Genomic DNA, 17612 nt, shown 5'->3' on the forward strand with positions numbered 1-17612 from the left:
CATTCTTGAATATGGCATTGCGAGGGAGGGAAGGCTAGCTGTTGTGTCACATCAAACCCCGACCTCATGGAGGCACACATGATCGACCTTCGCACTGCTCCCTACGGACTCTTCCTGCTTCGCGCCGCCCTCGGCCTGATGTGGGTCTCGCACGCTTTGATGAAGTCCTTCCTCTTCGGCATCCCCGGCTTCGCCGGCTATCTCACCTCCCAGGGCATGCCCGGCGCCCTCGCCGGCCCCATCATCCTGATCGAGCTGGTGGGCGGCCTGCTGATCCTCGCCGGCGTCTATGCCCGCCAGGTCTCGGTTCTCATGATCCCAGTCATGGCCGGCGCCATGTCGGTGCATCTCGCCAATGGCTGGCTGTTCTCCGCGCCGGGCGGCGGCTGGGAATATCCCGCCTTCCTGATCCTGGTGTCGGTGGTGGTGGGGCTTGCCGGCGAGGGCGCCTTCGCCCTGCGCTCCGCCCCGCTCCTGCCCCGGCTGAAGGCCGCCACCGCCTGAGGTTGGCGATGCAGACGAGGATGAGGCGCGCCCTCCGGCGCGCCTTTTCTATTTCACCACCAGGGCCAGAAGCACGAGGAAGATGCCCGACGTCGCCGCCACCCAGACCAGCGAGCGGGCATAGGGGATGCCGAGCGCATAGAGCGGCACATAGATGACGCGGCCCCAGAAATAGAGGCTCGCCCCCGCCACCGTGAGCCAGGAATGAACGCCCGCAGCATGGGCCACCAGCACCGCCGCGACGAACAGTGGGAAGGTCTCCATCACATTCCGGAAGGCCCGCTCCAGCCGGCCGCCCACGCCCTGAAGCGGGGGCACCGGCGCGTCGCGCGGGCCGGTATTCCAGGCGGTTCCGCGCTCATGGGTGGAAATCATGGCGGGAAGCATCAGTTGCACGAACACCAGGACGATGCTGGCGGCGAGATAGCCGAGCTCGATGGTCATGAGGTCGGTTCCTGGGGCGTCGGTTCCTGAGATGTCGTCACGAACCCCGCACGCTTCAGGCGCACGATGGCAAGGTCGAGGGCGGAGAGGAAAGCGGAGCGGTCGCGCGGCGAGAAGGGGCGCGGGCCGCTCGTCACCTGGCCGGCGGAGCGCAGCGAATCCATGAGGTTACGCGTGGCCAGCGCATCGCCGATGGTCGCCTCGGTGAAAGCCCGCCCGGTGGGCGCGATCACGTCCGCCCCGGCCTTCACGCAGCGGCTCGCCAAGGGGATGTCGGCAGTGATCACCACATCCCCCTTCGAGACCCGCTCGGCGATGTAATCGTCCGCCACGTCCGGTCCGCTCGGCACCACCACGCGGTGGATGGAGGGCGCGCGCGGCACGGCGATGGGCGCATTGGAGACCACATGGACGTGAAGGCCATGGCGCTCCGCCACACGGTAGACCTCATCCTTCACCGGGCAGGCGTCGGCATCCACATAGATGGCGATGGGTTCAGGGCGGGCGGCGGCGGGTTTCGAAAGCATCCCCGGTTCATAAGGCATTGCGAAAGCCGCCGCACGCCCCCTTGCCCACTCGCGACGGATGGAATTTCGGGGACCTCGGACAGGTTGACGGAATGCTGGCGGCAACGCTTCATGCGGCCCATGAAGCAGACAATCAGCACCATCGGCTCCCGGCTCCGGCAGATCCCCGTCCTCGGCCCGGTCTTCTCGCGGGTGAGCCAGATGGAGCGGGTGACGCTTGCGGTGATCGCCGCCGGGGCGCTGGCCTTCTACGCCTTCCTCGGCCTCGCGGATGAGGTGATGGAAGGCGAGACGCACCAGCTCGACGAGCGCATCCTTCTCTCCCTCCGGGAGCCCGGCAACACGTCGGACCCCCTCGGGCCGCCCTGGCTGGAGGAGTCGGTGCGGGATCTCACGGCGCTCGGCGGCACGACGATCCTCACCCTCGTCACCGCGGCCGTGCTCATCTACCTGCTGCTGATCGGCAAACGGCTCACCGCCTTCATGGTGTTCGTCTCCGTGGCCGGCGGCACGGTGCTCTCCAGCGCGCTGAAATGGGGCATTGCGCGGCCGCGGCCGGACCTCGTGCCCCACGGCATGGAGGTCTATACCTCAAGCTTTCCCAGCGGCCATTCCACCATGTCGGCGGTGGTCTACCTGACCCTCGGCGCGCTCTTGGCGCGCGCCCAGCCGCAGCAGCGGGTGAAGGTGTTCCTCTTGGTTCTGGCGGCGGCGGTGACGGTGATCGTCGGCATCAGCCGCGTCTATCTCGGCGTGCACTGGCCCACCGATGTGCTCGGCGGCTGGGCGCTGGGCGCCGCCTGGGCGTGCCTGTGCTGGCTGGCTTTGCTCTGGCTTCAGATGCGCGGCGAGGTGGAGCCGGAAGGCCAGGGGCCCGCCGCGCAGGAGAGCGCCTCAGTCAAATAGCGAGGAGACCGACTCTTCATGGGCGGTGCGGGCGATGGCCTCGCCGATCAGCGTGCCGATGGAGAGCACCCGGATGTTCCGCGCCACGCGCACGGCTTCCGTGGGCTGGATGGAATCGGTGATCACCAATTCCTTCAGCTTGGACGCGGTGATGCGCGCCACCGCGCCGCCCGAGAGCACGCCGTGGGTGATGTAGGCATGGACCTCGCTGGCGCCGCGCTCCAGCAGCGCTTCCGCGGCGTTCACCAGCGTGCCGCCGGAATCGATGATGTCGTCGACCAGGATACAGGACCGCCCCTCGACATTGCCGATGACGTTCATCACCTCGCTCTCGCCGGGGCGCTCGCGGCGCTTGTCGACGATGGCGAGCTGGGCGTCGATGCGCTTCGCCAGCGCGCGGGCGCGCACCACGCCGCCGACGTCGGGCGAGACCACCACGAGGTTGCCGAGGTCGAACCGCTCCTTGATGTCACGCACCATGACGGGCGCGGCATAGAGGTTGTCCGTGGGGATGTCGAAGAAGCCCTGGATCTGGCCGGCATGCAGGTCCAGCGTCATCACGCGGTCGGCGCCCGCATGGGTGATGAGGTTAGCCACCAGCTTGGCGGAGATGGGCGTGCGGGGACCGGGTTTACGATCCTGCCGGGCATAGCCGAAATAGGGGAGCACCGCCGTGATGCGCTTGGAGGAGGCCCGGCGCAGCGCATCGATGATGATGAGCAGCTCCATGAGGTGGTCGTTCGTCGGGAAGGAGGTGGACTGGATGACGAAGACATCCTGTCCGCGCACATTCTCCTGGATCTCGACGAAGATCTCCATGTCCGCGAACCGGCGCACCACCGCCTTGGTCAGTGGCGTCGCAAGATAGGCGGCAATGGCCTCTGAGAGCGCCCGGTTGGAATTGCCGGCCACAAGCTTCATGGGTCCGTTCTCGTTAGACATTTACGCCCGCCCCGTGACTCGGGGAAACGTCCCCCTGCTGCCGCATTGATTGGCGAGGGGGCGCAACTTTGTAAAGCCTGTCACTGCGCGGCGAATGCGAGCGGTGCGGACGAAGCCACCTCCGCCACCGGCGTTCCCTCGCTGGCGGGCGCGGCTGCGGGCGGCTCGGCCTGGGCGGGAGCTGCGGGCGCGCTCTCGGCGACGGCGGGCGCGGCCTGCTGCGGCGCGGCCTGGGCGACGGAGGGCGAGATACCGATGGTCTCGGCGAGGGAGGCCATGGACGTGCCGGCGATCTTGTTCAGCAAATTCTCGTCGCAGACCTGCCAGGCATCGCCTTTGACGCGCTTCACCACTTCCTCGCCGGAGAGCCGGGCGACGCGCTGCTTGCTGGCGTCGAACACATCCCACACATAGGCGACGGAGGTCTTGTCCTTGGAGCTGTTGACCGCGAGATAGCCGCGCACCCTGTAGGCGGCGGGCTCGCTGCGGGAGACCACCGCCACCTTCTGGGCTTCCGCCTCGGTGGTGAGGTGGCCCACCAGCTTCTCGAAGGTGGCCTTGGGCGGCCCGTCGATGGATTCGAAGGCGAGGGTCCTGGAGCCACCGCCGGCCATTCCCGTGCCGTCGGTCTGGCACCCGGCAAGCGCCAGGCCCAACCCCAGAAGGGCGATGCGGCCTGCGAGAAGGAGCGGGCGCACGCCATGGCGGCTCACCGTCTCAACGCTCATCCGGCACCCCTTTTTTGCCCCCGGTCCGGAGGAGGGTTACCGTTTATTAACCGATAGGTCCAGAGCGACGGTTAAGGCGCCGTTAAGGCAGGCACAGTTTTTTCGCCGGCTCACGCCCGACGCAGGGCTGCGGAAAACGGCAGCAGCGCTGACTTACGACGCGTTTTCGGCGGCGTCTTAACTATTCAGTCAGGATTGTGTGCGCGGCTCAAGAGCGATCGCGGCCACCAGCCGGCCATAGTCTTCTTCCTTGCGGTGGGTGGCGCGGCGATAGCTGAAGAAGCGCGCCTCGTCGGAATAGGTGTCGAGGCCGAGATCCTCCACATGCCCCACCCCCGCCTCTTCCAGCCGGTGGGCGATGAAGCCCGGCAGGTTGAAGAAGGCATGGCCCGGCCGCTCCGCCGCCTTGAAGAAGCGCGCGAAGCCGCGGTCCGCATCGAGGAAGCGGGCCATGAAGTCGTCGCCCACCTCGTAGCTGTCCTGCCGGATCAGCGGGCCAATGGCGGCGTGGATGTCCGCGCGCCGCGCCCCGAGCCCTTCCATGGCCTTCAGCGTGCCCTCGACGACGCCGCCGAACGCCCCTTTCCAGCCCGCATGGGCCGCGCCCACCACCCGCGCCACGGGATCGGCGAACAGGATCGGCCCGCAATCGGCCACCGTGATGGTGGCGCCGAGGCCGGGAATAGCGGTGACCACCGCATCCGCCTTGGGCGCCTCCTCGCGGGTCCAGGGCGTGGTCAGCACCACCGCGTCCGGGGAATGCACCTGCCAGCAGGCCATAAGCGTGCCGGGTTCGAGGCCGAGGGCGCCGGCCATGCGGGCGCGGTTCTCTGCCACGTGGTCGAGGCTGTCGTTGGAGCCCATGCCGCCATTGAGGCTGGCATAGAGGCCGTTCGAGACGCCCCCCTGCCGCGTGAAGAATGCATGGCGGATGCCGGGAAGGGCCGAGAGCGAGGCGGCTTCGATCTTCATGCATCCGGCTCCGCGAAGGCTTCGTCCGCCCCGAATCCCGGCGGCGTGCCGAAGAGGGGATCGCACAGGCAGAGCACCTTGAACAGGGCGCCCATCTCGTCCTTCCCCGTGCCGGCAAGCCGGTTGAGCGCCGCCGTGATGGCCTTGCGCTGGGAAGCGTTGGTGTTCTGCTGCAACCGCTCCGCCCGCTGGACGATGCCGAGGCGGACGAGGAAATCCCCTTGCGTCAGCGGGCCGTAGGCCGCCGCGCCGGCAGCCATCACCGTGCGGGCAAGCGCTGCGAAATCCACATGGGCGGTGAGGTCCGCCTCCCCCGGCGCCTCCAGCGGATCGGCGAAACGGTGGGCGCGCAAGGCCTGGAGCGTGTCGCCCAGCCCCGACGCCGCATATCCGTAATCGATCACCAGCGCCGCGCCGCCCTGCGCGGCCAGCCGCGCGCCCAGCGCCCCTGCGACGCCGCTCTCCAGATGCTCCAGGACCGCCCCGTGCGAATGGGGCGGCGGCACGTGCCGCGCCAGGGCCTCGCCCATGGGCGATGGCCGGGGATCGAGGCCGAGCACAAGCTCGCCGCCCTCGCCGAGGCCCACCCGCCGCTCGTGCCAGCCCCCCTCCCCCCGCACAAATTGCGAGATGGGCAGGGCATCGAAGAATTCATTGGCGATGACGATGGCCGGGCCGGGCGGCACCTCCTCCAGCCGGTCGTGCCAGGAGGGCTCGATTCCCGCCAGCGCTTGCGCCTGCCGCTCGCGCAGCGCCGGGCTCGTCTCCACCAGATGTACCTGCGCCGCCGCGCCGAAAGCCGGCACCAGCCGGGCGGCGCGCAGCGCGTCGGCCATCAGCGTGCCGCGGCCGGGGCCGAGCTCCACGAGGTGGAAGGCATCGGGCGAGCCCATCTGCTGCCAGGCCGCCACGGCCCACAGGCCCAGAAGCTCGCCGAACATCTGGCTGATCTCGGGCGCGGTGGTGAAGTCGCCCTTCGCGCCCAGGGGATCGCGGGTGATGTAATAACCGTATCGCGGATGGCCTAGGCACAGGGCCATGTAGCGGGAGACCGGCATGGGCCCCTCCGCCGCGATGAGGGCGCGGATCTCCTCCTCCAGCGGCGTCATGGCTGCACGGGACCGCTTTTCTTGAGGCTGTAGAGCACCAGAGCGAGCCCTCCCAGCACCACCGGCAGGGACAGCAGCATGCCCATGGTGGTGCCGAAGGCGAGATAGCCCACCTGCGCGTCCGGCTCGCGGAAGAATTCCCCGGTGATGCGCCCAAGCCCGTAGCCGATGCCGAAAATGCCCGCCGCCAGTCCCGGCCGCTTCAGCACGCCGAGGCGCACGCACACCAGCATGATGACGAACAGCAGCAGGCCTTCCAGCGCCGCCTCGTAAAGCTGGCTCGGATGACGCGGGACGTTGCCACCTGAGGGGAAGATGATGGCCCAGGGTGCATCGGAGGGACGGCCCCACAATTCGCCATTGATGAAATTGGCGATGCGCCCGAACAGCAGGCCGACCGGCGCCACCACCCCGGCCACGTCCAGCAGCGAGAGGATGCGGATGCCCTTGGAGCGGGCGAACAAGACAAGGGCGAGGATGGTACCGGCCAGCCCGCCATGGAAAGACATGCCGCCCTTCCACACCATCACGATCTCGGCGGGGTGCTGGAGGAAATAGCCGAAATTGTAGAACAGCACGTAGCCGAGCCGCCCGCCGAGGATGACGCCGAACGTCGCCCAGAACAGCGCATCGTCCAGGTCCGCCGGCTTCATGGGCGAGGTGCCGCCCCACAGGCTCGGTCGCGCCACCAGCCACCGCCCGAGCCGCCAGCCGATGAGCAGCCCGGCAATGTAAGCGAGCGCATACCAGCGGATGGCGAACGGGCCGAGCTGGACCAGGACCGGGTCGAGCGCCGGGAAGGGCAGCGCGAAGGTGATCATGAAGACCCCAAAAGGACGGTGAGCCGGGGCGGCAGTATTCCGGCATGTGCCCGCCGGCGCGGGGTCCGTCAAGGTGACGAAAAGTCTGGCGTCGGGTACAAAGTTGCGGAGACGCGCTGCACTAAAATACCGTTACAGCGCGAGCCATTCCTTTTCTATGAGTTCTTCCATGGCCTACGTCGAATTGCCGAATTCAACCTTCCTCGATTACAGCAGCTACGGCACAACGCACGCGGGAACGGTCGACAGCGCCTACCGTCTCGGTGGTGTGTACTCGGCCGCCACGGACACCATAAACGTGGCGCTGACGCTGCCGCGCCTCGCCGATCCCACGGCGCTCCTCATGAGCGACTGGGCGACGCGGCAGACGACCCTCGCGCAGATGGAGCGCGACGGCACCCTCTGGTCGACCTTCGGCGCCTCGCAGACGGTTTATCACGACACCATCAACACCCTGGAGGGGATGGGAATCCACGTCCTGGGGCGCGACGGCACCGACGGGTATATCAGCTCCGCGGAATCCCGGACCATCTGGGTCCAGCTCGACCCCACCCAGTTCCAGACCCTCTTCAATACGCAGCCCTACAAGGGCTACAGCAACGAGGCCGCCAGCTTTGGGGCCGGCCAACTCTATTTCTGGAACGGGAAGCTTTCGCTGCCGGACACCCTGAACGTGGAGGGCATCTGGTTCGACACGGCGCCGATCTGGGGTACGCCTCCGGCCGTCGGCACCTTGTCCGACCAATCGTCAGTCGTTCCCCCGACGGGCATGCTGAGCATCGGCAACGAGCTGGGGGCGACCTTCGTAGACGGCAGGTCGCAGCAGTCCAACGCATTGGCGGGCGACATCGCCGACTGGTTCTACAATTTTCCGCTGACGCGCCTCGACGTTCCGACCGAAATCATCGGCCTCCTCGAGCCGGGCGTCGGCGATGCCCTTCCTCCCGGAGCGGCGGAAACATTCCAGCAGCGCCTCGACGCCTACCGCCAGACCATCGGCCTCTCCACGCCCGGAGACTATTATCTCGTCGCCCATAACGGCGAGAGCTACGGCAATGGCGGATATCCCTATTATTACGCCAACCCCGGCGAGCGCACGTTCGACGTAAGCATCGCGACCTCGGCCAACCCGAACAGTCCCATTGGCCTTTATGCGGGCTCGGGCTTCGACAACAACGCCAATGCCAATGCCTACGCGGCCTTCCAATCGGCCTTCTGGGACCGGGCCCACAATCCCCCGGTCATTTCCTCTTCCTTCTCCATCTTCCAGCAGTCGGCTCCCAACTCCCCCTTCGCCGCCGCTGTGAATGAGCTCTTCATCGATGCCGCGCTGCGCAACATCACCATGGTGTTCGCAAACAACGACTACGGATCGAGCTGGAGCCTCGGCAACGGCCTCGCGAACGAGGCCGTCAATGTGACCTCGCCTTTCGCCATAACCGTCGGGGGCACGTCGATCACCACCCTTGCGGCAGCCCCTTACGACAGCACCGTCCTCGACCCGAACTCGCCCGCCCACTCGCTTTACGGGCTGGCCTTGACCGGGGACCGGGAGACGCTCTGGCAGCTGGCCGCGGGCGGCCTCATGGTGCTCCCCAGCAGCGTGACCAGCGACGCGGACAGGGTGACCCTGCTGGAAGCGGTCTGGAACCAGTACAGGATGTATGAGGACGGCACCCTCTCGCCGTCCTTGATCGGCGCAGCCGCCGGAGACGGCGGCGTGGACCTGTCGAAAGAGACGCCCTGGTACCAGACGGCGTTCGGGCTCAGCCCGACATCCGCGAACCCCGGGGGCGGAACCGGCCGCGGCGTGCCCGATGTCTCGGCCGATTCTGGCGGCAACCTTTACTATCTGTCGCTCAATTCGGACATGAACGGTCCCCTCGGCGGCGGGTACGGCACCAGCGCCGCCGCGCCGCTCTGGGCGTCCCTGGTGGCGCAGATCGACACGGTCTTCAAGGATCAGGGCCTGCCGCGCCTCGGCTTCATGAACGACCTGCTCTACAACGCGGCGGCCATCGCGCCGGCCGCGTTCAACGACATCACCTACGGCAACAACATCACGTCCTTCCATTGGGACGAGGACGGCGCCATCATCAACGATGGGCGGCATACCACGCTCACCGGCTACGGCTACAAGGCCACGCCGGGCTATGATCTTGCCACCGGGCTCGGCACGCCCAACGGCGTCCTGCTCACCCGCGCGCTGACCGCCATCGCCCATGCGCAGATGCATTTCGCCGACGAGCCGGACGTCATCCGCACCGTTTCCTCGGGCGGGGACGCATCCGCCACCGTCAGCGGCGCAGGCCAGAGCCTGCTGTTCCAGCCGATCCTCGCCGCCGACCAGGACTGGTCCCTCGACCTCGGCGACCAGTCCACCACCGTCTCCGGCAAGGCTTCCGGCGACTATGCCTGGACCAGCCGGTTCGCCCAGCAGAGCCTCCAGGCCGACTTCTCCGCCGAACTCGTGACCATGTTCGACAAATACAGCCACGGGCCGGTCCACCAGATCACCGTTGCCGCGGGCGAGGGCATCGGCATCACCATTGGCGGGGGCTCCACCAGCCAGCCGCAGGCCAGCCTCACCACGCCCTACGGCTTCGTGGACTTCGTCTCCCACGATGCCGACAGCGCCATGCAGGTGGCCCGCCCGGTCGCCGTCGCCGAGACCGCCGGCGGGGCGGACGACCAGAACGCGGTGGTGCGCATGCGCCAGAACGGCATCAACGACGTCTCGGTGCTGTTCTACAAGGTGGACGATCTCTCGGGCACCATCAACGGCATCACGCCCGGCGCTGCGGGCTATCGGGAGGCGGTGGATGCCCGCGCCTACCACACCACGGAGGGCAATACCTCGGTTCATGGCCCCGGCTATGGGGCGTACCACCAGACGGAGATCACCGGCGTGGATGCCGGCGACCTCATCGCCATGAAGCTCACCAGTGGCACCGAAACCTTCTTCGCCTTCGCCACGGCCAACGAGGTGGTGGATGGCGAGCATGTCGGCCATCTCTGGAATTACGGCCTCAACACCTGGGGGTGGGAAGACCTCTATGGCGGCGGCGACCACGACTTCAACGACCTCGTGGTGCAGCTCGACTTCACCTCCGCCTCCGGCCACGGCTGGCTGGTCTGAAGGCGGCGCTAAGCGCCGCGATCAGGCCATTTCGGTCTCGCGCGACAAAGGCCGGAAGCCATGGCAGACGGGCCGGGGTGATATTCATCCCCGCTTGGCATTCGCTTGATATGGCAATCACGGGACGTCACGCGGGGCGGGGCAGAGTATGGCTGGATTCGACATCGTCTCGCGGCTGTTTGCGCTGCTGCTGGGCCTCGCCATCGCCGAAGTCCTGCGCGGCTTCGCCCGCGTGCTGCGGATCAAGACGGATGTGGACGACGCCGAGCGGGACACCATCCGCATCGGCTGGCTCACCCCGCTTCTCGCATCCCTCATGATCATGGACCAGACGAGCTTCTGGTTCTATTTCCATGAGGTCGGCGCCATCGTGCCCCCGAACTTCGGCAGCCTGATCGGAATGATGATCGTCATCGGCAGCTACTACACGCTGTCCACGCTGATCTTTCCTTCAAACCCGAAGCAATGGCCAGACTTCGACGATTATTATCTGAAGGTGAAGCGAACCGTGATCGGCGGGATTCTGGCGGTCGGCTTTGCATCTCTGGCCTATGCCGCAGTCCTGATGATCATAGGAGCGGGGCAGAGCGTCGAGAATGAGATCAGCCGGAGCACGCCGGTTTCCGGCACGCTGGGTATACTGGTCATACCGGTCCTGATCGCTCTCCTGTTCATTAAATCCAAGCGCATGAACCTCATGCTGCTGGTACTCGCCAACGTGCTGGTGCTGGGTGAGGCCCTGCCCTTCTAAGGCGCCGGCCTCTTGCAGCCTTCATTTCCGCGCCCCGAATGCGCGCCGTTGCACGCGCGACATATAGCAACGGTATGGCGAAGCTTCTTTGGCCCTGAGGTCTCGCCCGAGGCCATTCGAGCCTTTCGTCATTCTATCCGCAGCGGGGCCGAGGTCCATGGCAAACGAAGACAAGCCCCAAGGCGGCGTGCGCCTCGACATGGGATTTGGCAGCGCATTCGGTGGCGAGCGTCAGGCCGCCCCGGCGCGCAGCGGCGCGGACATCCCCTTCAGGCTGGTGGTGGTCGGCGATTTCGGCGGCGCGGGCGACGGGCGGCTGAGGGACATATCCGGCGACGACATCTCCAGCCTCATGGCCGCGTTCGGTGCAGTGGCCGCGATGGAGGTGCCCAATCATCTCGGCTCGGCGCCGCCCGCGCTGGCCATCCGGCTGCCCCTCGCCGCGCTGCGGGACCTTGATCCCAAGACCCTGGCGGCTCGCATCCCCGAAATCGCCCGGGCCGAACGGCTGGCCGCCGCGTATACCGACCGGCGGTCGGAGGAGAATTTCGAGGCCCTCGCGCGCGATCCGGCCCTGGACCGCGTCGCCGCCGAGCTGCGCCACGCCACGGCCCCCCTCGCCGCGCCCGCGCCGAAGGCCCAGCCCGCATCGGAGGATGACGGCTCCCTCGACCGGCTGCTGGGCATGGTGGACGTGTCGAACACGGCGCCGCAGGCCGATCCCGCCCAGGCCGCCATTTCGGCCTTCCTGTCGTCCACCGCCAAGCCTCGGCAGACACAAGCCGGGCCCACGGCGGGGGTCTCTGCGCTGCTGCAGTCCCAGGCGCGCGAGGTCGCGGGCCACGCGTCCTGGCTCCGCCTTGAGGCCGCGTGGCGAAGCCTGCGGCTGATCTTCGCCGCGCGCGGCCGGCACGCCGCCACCCGTCTCACACTTTGCGATGTGCCGGGAGAGGCCGTCGCGGACCTCCTGCAAAGCGAACAATTCGCCGACGCTCTGGCGGACCAGCCGGAGATGACGGCCATCCTGGTGCTCGGCGCCTTCGGCCGATCGCCCCAGGCCCTCGATGCCCTGGACCGGATCGCCCTTGCCGCGGACCGGCTCTCGGTGCCCACCATCGTCTCGCTCGCGCCGGACTTCCTCGGCGCGGCGCCGGCGGACATCGCGACCATGGACAATCCGCGCGCCTTGCTGGAAGGCCCGGGCTATGCCGCGTGGCGCGGGCTGCGCGGGCGCGATGAGAGCAGCTCCCTCTTTGCCGCCTGGAATGACATCGTCCTGCGCCCCGCCGGCGATGGGGTGCCCACCCTGTGGGGCGAGGCCGGCGTCATCCTCGCCGCGCAGATCCTGCGCAGCCTGGAACGGCAGGGCTGGCCCACGGAGATCACCGGCGCGGAAACCGCCTTGGATGGCCTGGAAATGGTCGAGGTGGACCTGCGCGGCGGCCGCAGGGCGGCCATCCCCCTGCGCGCACCCGTCGAGCTGGGCGTCGCGCGGGAACTCGGCCATGAAGGCATCATCTGCCTCGTCTGCCGCGCGGACCGGGACCAAGCGTGGCTCACGCGCGCGCCGGCGGTTCACGGGCATGGCGCCATGGCCGAGGCCGACCGCAAGATCATGGAGGATTTCAGCAGCCTGCCCTTCCGCTTCGTCTCGCGATGCGTGGAAGACGTGCTGCACAGGAACCGCGCGCTCTTTGCAGGTGCGCGCTCGGACGGCGAGGCCGCGGCGGCCATGGCGCGGCTGCTGGACGATGTGTTGCTGACCACGGGCCAAGGCGCCGCGGCGCACGTCTCGCCCTCTGACACGGACGAGGAGGGGCGGCGTCACTTCGAGGTGTCGGTGCGCCTCGGCCAGTCGGTCATGGGCGGGTTTTCATTCTCGTTCGATATCGCGCTTTAGGGGCGGCGGCCGTTCGGCCGCATCGCTTCCCCTTGCGATCCTTCCTCGTCATGCCCATTGTCTGGCGAATCCCCTTCACCGCCCGAGCGGAGACCCGTCATGACCCAGACCACAGGCCGGCTTTTCGATGAAATGGCGCGGCTGGTGAACGACGCCGCCGGCGTCGCCCAGGGCGTGCGCCGCGAGGCGGAGACCGTGGCGAAGGCGCAGATGGAGCGTTTCCTGCGGGACATGGACCTCGTGAAGCGCGAGGAATTCGAGGTGGTCAAGGACATGGTCGCCGCCGCGCGCCTGGAGAATGAGCGCCTCGCAGCCCGCCTCGCCGAGCTGGAGGCCCGCCTTGGCCCGACCGCTGCCCCGGGCAGCTCCACGCCGGGGCCCGTCTGAGCCGAGGCAGCCGGCTGGAGCACAGCCGGCGTCTCGGAGGCATTGTTCCCCCCGCCGCATTGAATTGCCGTCCAGAACCCTTCATTGTTATCCGGTTACGGTAATATGCTCCGGCCAAAGGCAGGCCTGGACGCCAAGCCTGCGTCTGGCCCGATAGCCCCGCAGCCGAGCAAGCCGGCGATTTCTTTTCCCGCGCGACGGAAGTGGCCTTGGAAACCGTTTCGATCGTCCTGGTGATCCTGCTGGCGGTGGTGGTGAGCAGCGCGCTCGCCCGGGCGCTGCCGATCCCCGTGCCGCTCCCCCTCATCCAGATCGGCCTCGGCGTGATGATCACCGCCGTCGCGGACCTTGGGATCACGCTTAATCCCGACGTCTTCTTCCTGCTGTTCCTGCCCCCGCTCCTCTTCCTCGACGGCTGGCGCATCCCGCGCGACGCCCTGGTGCGCGACATCGGGACCATCTCCGCCCTCGCCATCGGGCTGGTGGTCTTCACGGTGCTCGGGCTTGGCTTCTTCGTCCACTGGATGATCCCGGCCATGCCACTCGCCGTGGCGTTCGCGCTGGCGGCCATCGTGTCGCCCACCGACGCGTTCGCGGTCTCGGCCATCGTCGCGCGCGGCCCCATCCCCGAACGGATCATGCGCATTCTGGAGGGGGAGTCGCTCTTGAACGACGCCTCGGGCCTCGTCTGCATGAGCTTTGCCGTGCTTGCGGTGACCACCGGCGCGTTCTCCCTCGCGGACGCCTTCGGCGATTTCCTGTGGGTCTCGATCGGTGGCGTGATGACCGGCATCTTCGTCACCTGGGCGGCGGCCGTGGCGAAGAATTTCGTCGCCCGCCGGTTCGGCGACGAGCCGGGCACGCAGATCCTGGTCAGCATCCTCATGCCGTTCGCGGCCTATATGCTGGCCGAGCACCTCGGCTGCTCCGGCGTGCTTGGCGCGGTGGCGGCGGGGCTCGCCATGACCACCGTGGAGCATGGCGGCCAGATCGCGCCGGTGAGCCGCATCTCCCGCAAAGTGGTGTGGGACGCCATCCAGTTCACCGCAACGGGCATCATCTTCGTGCTGCTGGGCGAGCAATTGCCCCAGATCGCGATGCGCGCGGCGAGGGTGGTGCTGGAGGCGCATCAGCGGGACGTTGGATGGCTCTTGCTCTATGTCGTCGCCATCACCCTGGCGCTCGCCGTCCTGCGCTTCCTGTGGGTGTGGGTGACACTGCGTTTCACCCTGTCGTGGCGCAAATCGCGGCGGCGCCCCGAAGGTGGGCCGAGCTGGCGGCTGATCGCGGCCATGTCGCTCGCCGGGGTGCGGGGAGCGGTGACGCTCGCGGGCATTCTCACCTTGCCTCTCGTCCTGCCGGACGGCTCGCCCTTCCCTGCGCGCGATCTCGCCATCTTCCTCGCGGCTGGGGTCATCATCGTCTCGCTCGTCGCGGCGAGTTGCGCGCTTCCCTATCTGATGCGTGGCGTCGAGCTGCCGCGGGCGCACCCCCGACGCAAAGAGGAGATCCGGGCGCGGATCGCGGCGGCCGAGGCGGCAATCCTCGCCATCGAGCAAGCGCAGCGCGAGCTCAAGGGCCCCGAGGCCCAGGATCCGCTTTATGCCGAAGTCGGCGCCGACCTGATCCGCCAGTACCAGCGCAGAATCGACGGCCATGCCGGGAGCGGGAAAGAGGCGGAGCGCATCCGTCGCGCCGCCGAGATCGAACGCGAGCTGCACCTTGCCGCGGTGCGTGCCGAGCGCGACTCCCTCTACCAGGCCGCCCGTGCGCACCGCATCAGCGACAACGAGACCCGCCGGCTGGTGCAGGAGGTGGACCTCGTCGAGGCGCGGCTTCTCTCCACCTGAGAGCACGAGGCAGCCGGCCTTCCGGTCGCCTTCGCGGCGCCTTTCAACGGTAGCAATGGCGGGATGACGCAGCCCTGAGTGCCCGCCGCCGAGTACCTAGCCGACAACACAACTGGGGATGATTTCTCCCTGCCTCAATATGTCGTAGCCGCGTCGCGTTGCGCCGCGATATAGTGATTGAGTGGCGATTCGGAGCCGGATCGTCGCGCCAGAGCGCGACGGGGCGCAGCTCGCCATGGCACACCGCTCTTTTGGGGCGGTGGGGCCGCCGGTACGCTGCGTCGCGCAAATCCTGGCTGGCTTTGAGTGCCCTGGTTTGAGTGCCGTAGAGTGCCGCGTTCGACCGTCTCCGCGTCCCTCAAACCGCGAGGTCGAGGCATGTCCTTCATCGACATCGAAGCCGAAGCTCCGGCGAACCCCGTGGATCTCGTGGAGCGGCTCGCTGCCGTCCATGACTGGTCCTTCGAGCGCTCCGACGAAGACGAGATCACCCTTTCGCTCACCAGCCGCTGGACGGACTGCCATGTCTCGTTCCAATGGATGGACGAGATCGAGGCGCTGCATCTCGCCTGTGCCTTCGACTTCAAGGTGCCGGACAACCGGCGGCCCGAAGTGCTGAAGCTGCTCTCGCTCATCAACGAGCAGATGTGGCTCGGCCATTTCGACCTGTGGGCCCAGGAAGGCGTCATCATGTTCCGCCATGCCTTGGTGCTCGCCGGCGGCGCCACCGCCTCGGACCGGCAGTGCGAGGCGATCCTCGACGCCGCCATCGATTCGGTGGAACGCTACTATCCCGCCTTCCAGTTCGTGGTGTGGGCCGGCAAGACCGCCCGCGAAGCCATGGACACGGCGCTTTTCGATACCGTCGGAGAAGCTTAAGAAGGGGCGTCCTCCCAACGCGGGACACCGGCCTCGCCGGCGCCCGCTCATGCAGGCTGTCCCATGCCCGTTGATTCTTTGAAGACCTTGAGCGGCCCCGTCGTGCTCGTCGGGGCCGGCAAGATGGGTGGTGCCATGCTGGAAGGCTGGCTCAAGCTTGGCCTTCCGCCCGAGCACGCGGTGGTGCTCGACCCGAATCTCCGGCCCGAGATCGACGCCGATTTGAAGGCGAAGGGCGCGCGGGCCAATCCCGATTTTGCCGACATCCCCGCCCCCGCCGTCATCGTTCTGGCGGTGAAGCCCCAGGTGGCGCCCGTTGTGCTCGCCACCGTGCGCAGCCTCGTGGCGCAGGGAACCCTGGTCATCTCCATCATGGCCGGGCGCACCCTGGATTTCCTGCATGAGGGCCTGCCCAACGGCACCGCCATCGTGCGCACCATCCCCAACACGCCCGCGGCCATCGGCCAGGGCATCACGGTGGCCGTGCCGAACCACCATGTGGATACGGCCGAGCGGGCGCTCACGGATGCTCTCCTCTCCACCCTCGGCCCGGTGGAATGGGTGGAGGACGAGGCGCTGATCGACGTGGCCACCGCCGTGTCCGGCTCCGGCCCCGCTTATGTGTTCCTTCTCGCCGAAGCGCTCACCGCCGCGGGCACCGCCGCCGGCCTGCCGGCCGCTCTCGCGGAGCGGCTTGCCCGCGCCACGGTCGCGGGCGCCGGCGCGCTTATGGTGCAGTCCGGCACGGATGCGGGAACGCTGCGCGAGAACGTCACCTCGCCCGGCGGCACCACGGCGGCGGCGCTGGCGGTGCTCATGGACCCGGCCCGCGGCTTCGAGCCGCTGATGGTGGAGGCCGTGGAAGCCGCCACCGTCCGCTCCAGGGAATTGGGGCGCTGACCGGCATTTTCCCTTGTGGGCGCGCCCCGGCGCGCCCACCATCAGGCAACAGGAGAAAGCCGGAGAGTTCGCATGGTCTCTGAGACGACCCGCGACGCCTGCCTCAGGGCGTTCCTCGACCTTCTGGGCAAGGGCGCCTTCGAGCGCATCTCGCTCAACGAGATCGCCGCCCATGCGGGCGTGTCCCTCTCGGAGATGCGCGGCGCCTTCGGCTCCACCACCGATCTCCTGGACGCCTTCTTCAAATCCACCGACCGGCAGGTGCTGGCGGAAGGCGGGCCGGACGACGGCGTTGACCTGGAAGAGCCGTCCCATGAGCGGCTGTTCGAAGTGCTGATGCGCCGCATCGATGCGCTGGAGCCGCACCGGGACGCCATCGCGTCCCTCCTGCGCTCCGCCCGGCGCGATGCCTTTCTGGCCTTGCACCTGCTGCGGCTCTCCATCCGCTCCCAGCGCTGGATGCTGGCGGCGGCGGGCATCGACACCACAGGGCTTGCGGGAGACATCCGCGCGCGCGGCCTCGCGGTCATGTTCGGCCGGCTGCTGGATGTCTGGCTGAAGGACGAGGATCCCGGCCTCTCGCGCACCATGGCCCGGCTCGACAAGGACTTGCGGGAAGGGGCAAAGCTCCTCGGTATGCTGGACGATCTTGCCTCCATCGCGTCCTTCGGCCGCCGTCCCCGCCGCATGCGCACCGCCGAGGAATTGCGGGAAGAAATGCCCGCAGACGAACGCCCGCCGCCTGAGGTCCGTTAACCCGCCCTTCTTCTTTGCGGCAGCGGCGTGGCATATCCATGCGGAAGGCGCTGGGCTTCCGCTGCGGCCCAGCCGATTCCGCAAACCGGGCGGTCAT

At 67.9% G+C, this 17612-nt stretch carries 17 protein-coding genes; 10 read left to right on the top strand and 7 right to left on the bottom strand.

Annotated elements, in window-relative coordinates; translation table 11 throughout:
• Nucleotides 1-78 precede the first annotated feature (78 nt).
• Entirely contained in the window at nt 79-504 is a 426-nt protein-coding gene (locus tag ABLE91_RS07420) for a DoxX family protein (RefSeq protein WP_348929979.1), read from the top strand.
• Between the two features lie 48 nt (nt 505-552).
• Here ABLE91_RS07420 and ABLE91_RS07425 read toward each other — a convergent pair whose 3' ends face one another.
• Nucleotides 553-948, bottom strand: a complete 396-nt coding sequence (locus ABLE91_RS07425) for an MAPEG family protein (protein ID WP_348929981.1) — start codon at nt 946-948, stop codon at nt 553-555.
• Entirely contained in the window at nt 945-1475 is a 531-nt protein-coding gene (locus ABLE91_RS07430) for a YaiI/YqxD family protein (RefSeq protein ID WP_348929982.1), read from the bottom strand. Before ABLE91_RS07430 ends, ABLE91_RS07425 begins: the two co-directional genes overlap by 4 nt.
• A 120-nt stretch (nt 1476-1595) precedes the next feature.
• Between ABLE91_RS07430 and ABLE91_RS07435 the strand changes: the two genes are divergently transcribed.
• Nucleotides 1596-2381, top strand: a complete 786-nt coding sequence (locus ABLE91_RS07435) for a phosphatase PAP2 family protein (RefSeq protein ID WP_348929983.1) — start codon at nt 1596-1598, stop codon at nt 2379-2381.
• On the opposite strand, the gene ABLE91_RS07440 is transcribed toward ABLE91_RS07435, so the two are convergent.
• From ABLE91_RS07440 to lgt, 5 genes are all read right to left on the bottom strand, one after another.
• Nucleotides 2370-3323: a ribose-phosphate pyrophosphokinase gene (locus ABLE91_RS07440; RefSeq protein ID WP_348929984.1), complete on the bottom strand. Its 954-nt coding sequence runs from the start codon at nt 3321-3323 to the stop codon at nt 2370-2372. The two genes, ABLE91_RS07435 and ABLE91_RS07440, sit on opposite strands and share 12 nt — an antisense overlap.
• Before the next feature lie 80 nt (nt 3324-3403).
• The gene (locus ABLE91_RS07445; protein WP_348929986.1) at nt 3404-4051 is read right to left on the bottom strand and encodes a hypothetical protein; all 648 of its coding nucleotides are present in this window, start codon (nt 4049-4051) and stop codon (nt 3404-3406) included.
• 189 nt (nt 4052-4240) lie between these two features.
• Nucleotides 4241-5023, bottom strand: a complete 783-nt coding sequence (pgeF, locus tag ABLE91_RS07450) for a peptidoglycan editing factor PgeF (RefSeq protein WP_348929987.1) — start codon at nt 5021-5023, stop codon at nt 4241-4243.
• Complete coding sequence (locus tag ABLE91_RS07455; protein ID WP_348929989.1) at nt 5020-6132, bottom strand: class I SAM-dependent methyltransferase; 1113 nt, start codon at nt 6130-6132, stop codon at nt 5020-5022. The genes pgeF and ABLE91_RS07455 overlap by 4 nt, the downstream gene beginning before the upstream one ends.
• Nucleotides 6129-6953 (bottom strand): prolipoprotein diacylglyceryl transferase, encoded by an 825-nt coding sequence (gene lgt / locus ABLE91_RS07460; protein ID WP_348929991.1) that lies wholly within the window; start codon nt 6951-6953, stop codon nt 6129-6131. Before lgt ends, ABLE91_RS07455 begins: the two co-directional genes overlap by 4 nt.
• Before the next feature lie 169 nt (nt 6954-7122).
• Here lgt and ABLE91_RS07465 point away from each other — a divergent pair, with 169 nt between their 5' ends.
• The 8 genes from ABLE91_RS07465 to ABLE91_RS07500 all read left to right on the top strand — a co-directional run bounded on the left by ABLE91_RS07465 (nt 7123) and on the right by ABLE91_RS07500 (nt 17515).
• The gene (locus ABLE91_RS07465; protein ID WP_348929992.1) at nt 7123-10092 is read left to right on the top strand and encodes a DUF4114 domain-containing protein; all 2970 of its coding nucleotides are present in this window, start codon (nt 7123-7125) and stop codon (nt 10090-10092) included.
• A gap of 148 nt (nt 10093-10240) precedes the next feature.
• A complete protein-coding gene (locus tag ABLE91_RS07470; protein ID WP_348929994.1) occupies nt 10241-10843 on the top strand; it encodes a hypothetical protein in 603 nt (200 codons plus the stop codon).
• Nucleotides 10844-11000: 157 nt separating this feature from the next.
• Nucleotides 11001-12743, top strand: coding sequence for a type VI secretion system contractile sheath domain-containing protein (locus ABLE91_RS07475; protein WP_348929995.1), 1743 nt, complete (start codon nt 11001-11003; stop codon nt 12741-12743).
• Nucleotides 12744-12842: 99 nt separating this feature from the next.
• Complete coding sequence (locus ABLE91_RS07480; protein ID WP_348929997.1) at nt 12843-13130, top strand: accessory factor UbiK family protein; 288 nt, start codon at nt 12843-12845, stop codon at nt 13128-13130.
• 209 nt (nt 13131-13339) lie between these two features.
• Complete coding sequence (locus ABLE91_RS07485; RefSeq protein ID WP_348929998.1) at nt 13340-14980, top strand: Na+/H+ antiporter; 1641 nt, start codon at nt 13340-13342, stop codon at nt 14978-14980.
• A 378-nt stretch (nt 14981-15358) separates the two neighbouring features.
• On the top strand, nt 15359-15859 hold the full coding sequence (locus tag ABLE91_RS07490; protein WP_348930000.1) for a type III secretion system chaperone family protein: 501 nt from the start codon (nt 15359-15361) through the stop codon (nt 15857-15859).
• A 63-nt stretch (nt 15860-15922) separates the two neighbouring features.
• Nucleotides 15923-16759, top strand: coding sequence for a pyrroline-5-carboxylate reductase (proC, locus tag ABLE91_RS07495; RefSeq protein WP_348930002.1), 837 nt, complete (start codon nt 15923-15925; stop codon nt 16757-16759).
• A gap of 72 nt (nt 16760-16831) precedes the next feature.
• Nucleotides 16832-17515 carry a TetR/AcrR family transcriptional regulator gene (locus ABLE91_RS07500; protein ID WP_348930004.1) on the top strand — a complete coding sequence of 228 codons (684 nt, stop codon included), beginning with the start codon at nt 16832-16834 and terminating at the stop codon, nt 17513-17515.
• Nucleotides 17516-17612 lie beyond the last annotated feature (97 nt).

The sequence above is a fragment of the Aquabacter albus genome, assembly GCF_040049275.1.
Lineage (GTDB): Bacteria > Pseudomonadota > Alphaproteobacteria > Rhizobiales > Xanthobacteraceae > Aquabacter.